Genomic DNA, 2,519 nt, shown 5'->3' with positions numbered 1-2,519 from the left:
GAGGTGGTTCCGGTTAATACCTCCGGCCGACGGTCGGTTACGCTAGAGAATATTGTACGCCGAGGCGACAACGAGAGTCCGGGCGAACTGATGATGGAACTAAGCTTCAGCAGTGAAAATACCTGTACGATTAGCAGTGCCACCGATGATCCCTACCAGATTAACGGAAGCGGACAATTTGTAGAAGGTGGTGACGAATGGGGCGGTAAACCTCGCGACGTGATCTATTTAGATTATAACTACACCGACGTAGCCAACAGTGAAACCCACAGTGTACAAGATACTCTCGTTATCCGCGACCGGGCTGTGGTTTTTGAGGAGTTTACCGTAGAGATAGCGGAGTAATACGGGCGCATTAATTTCTGATAGAAGGCCAATAAAAATCGTAATTAACCAACGCTCATAATATGAGATACTTGGCTCTTGCATTATTATTATTCATTGCATACTGTTCTGCTGAGGCGCAGGACAGTATGTACTCAATGTTAGTAGTAGAGAAAACAACCCATTCGCCCGATTCGCTGAACAAAATGGCGACGAGGTATAAAATTACCCACTACACCGAGAATGATGCTATAGACCTTGCATCAAAATCTAGCAGTACCAATATCAACCAAATTGTTAAAGTGTTGAATGAACTAGGGAATGAGGGGTGGAGTATAGTATCGGCGACTGACAATTTTTATTCTTCCGTAGATGGCATTAGTACTATGTTTAAAGAAGGTGTCACGAGCGTTAATAGTCAAGAATATGTACTGACTAGGGGTAAATGAAAAGCGTACTAATTATCATCCTATTTTTATTATTGTCTACAGCTGTTTTCGGACAAGAAAAGGTGATACGAATTGGGCCTGGGCCACCCCCGTATAAACCGGAACCCGTCATAATGCTCGACGGAATAAAGCTTCCAAATAGTGTTACGAAAGATATCCTTGATAAGGAGAATGAACATCTTATTGATTCAGTATCAATACAGCCCGACTCGATATTTAATTGTTCAGGAGAGCTAGTCCACCTCGGAATAGTAAAGATTTATACTAAAGATTCCATTAACTCGGGAGCGAAAAGAATTCTGGCATTAACCGATGAGTGGCTTTACAGTCATCCCCTTTCAAAGTTGGTGATTAATAACCGAAGGGCCAAGTGGGACAAAGAGACGTATTCTAAACTGACAAGCTTACGGCCAGATGATATAGTCTACGCTAAAGTCAGGAAGAAAGATAATAGTTGTAATACGACTTTAAAGCTAAAAATTAGAAAGTAAAGTCCATATTACCCTGAACCGCTCACCACCCCATTTCACCGTTCGTCCCAATTTATCGGTGCCAACTTATAGGATTGCGTAAATAGATAGTAGAAAGAATAATTTTCCACTATTATCTTGAAGCTATGAAAATCCTAACCATTCTTTTTCTATTAATGAGTCCACTAATTACTCACGCTCAGTCTATCACCGGAACGTGGCAGGGAGCCTTAAACGTGCAGGGCACTTCACTGCGGATTGTGTTCCATATTGAAGAAGCCGATGGAAAGCTCACAACCAAAATGGATAGCCCCGATCAGGGCGCAACCAATATTGCTACCTCCGAAACTACTTTTGCTGACAATCAACTAGTAATTAAAGCGGCCCAGTTAGGTATGACCTACGAAGGACAGTTGGAAAATGACAGCACTGTAGCCGGAACCTTTACGCAGGGGGGCATGGCGCTACCACTTACTCTGAAGCGGGGAGGTAAAAAAAAGGAAGCCGTAGTACGTCCGCAGGACCCCACCGAATTTCCTTATCAACGCGAAGACGTATACTTTACAAATCCCGAAGGTCACCGGCTGGCGGGTACTCTAACGATTCCTGAAAAAAATGATTTTGAGAAGGCGGTCGTGCTGATTTCCGGTTCGGGTCCGCAAGACCGAAACGAAGAATTAGCTCCCATGAACCATCGCCCATTCTTGGTACTGTCAGACTACCTCACCCGACACGGTATTGCAGTATTGCGCTACGATGACCGAGGGGTCGCCGAATCGGAAGGTGAATTTGCTCAAGCAACTTCGCAAGATTTTGCGCAGGATGTGCAGTCAGCGGTAGCATTTCTACAGCAGCATCCAATAACATTGGGCAAAAGCATCGGATTGATAGGACACAGTGAAGGGGGAATGATTGCCCCCATGGTTGCTAGCGAGAACAAAGTAGTAGAATTTATTGTGCTGCTAGCCGGACCGGGTATTCCCATTGCAGACTTACTCAAATTACAATCAGAAAAATCTATGCAAGCAGAAAACGTATCACCGGAAGCACGTGAAGCTAATACTAAAGCACTGGGTGCGGCCTACGAGTATCTGCTCAATAGTTCGGCTAATGATATAGATAGCCTTCGCCAGGGTTTAACAAGTACACTAGAAGAGTACTGGACGGTTATGCCGGAAGAAACTAAACAAAGTATTAGCGATAAATCGGCGTTCCTCGAGCAGCAAGTTTCTACGCTAACTGCCGATTGGTTTCTCTATTTTATACAGTATGATCC

The 2,519-nt window shown here is 44.1% G+C and carries 3 protein-coding genes; all 3 read left to right on the top strand.

Annotation, left to right across the window (positions count from 1 at the left end):
* On the top strand, positions 1-345 hold a 345-nt coding region (locus WBA23_RS09345; RefSeq protein ID WP_424582011.1), incomplete at its 5' end, for a DUF5627 domain-containing protein.
* 62 nt (positions 346-407) lie between these two features.
* A complete protein-coding gene (locus WBA23_RS09340; RefSeq protein WP_424582010.1) occupies positions 408-773 on the top strand; it encodes a hypothetical protein in 366 nt (121 codons plus the stop codon).
* 616 nt (positions 774-1,389) lie between these two features.
* Positions 1,390-2,519, top strand: a 1,130-nt coding sequence (locus WBA23_RS09335; RefSeq protein ID WP_424582009.1) for an alpha/beta hydrolase family protein, incomplete at its 3' end; no start/stop codon positions are given.

It is taken from the genome of Tunicatimonas sp. (genome assembly GCF_049647865.1).
GTDB lineage: Bacteria > Bacteroidota > Bacteroidia > Cytophagales > Cyclobacteriaceae > Tunicatimonas.
Note: the sequence above shows the minus strand (reverse complement) of the source record. Positions and strands in the feature narration are given on the sequence as shown.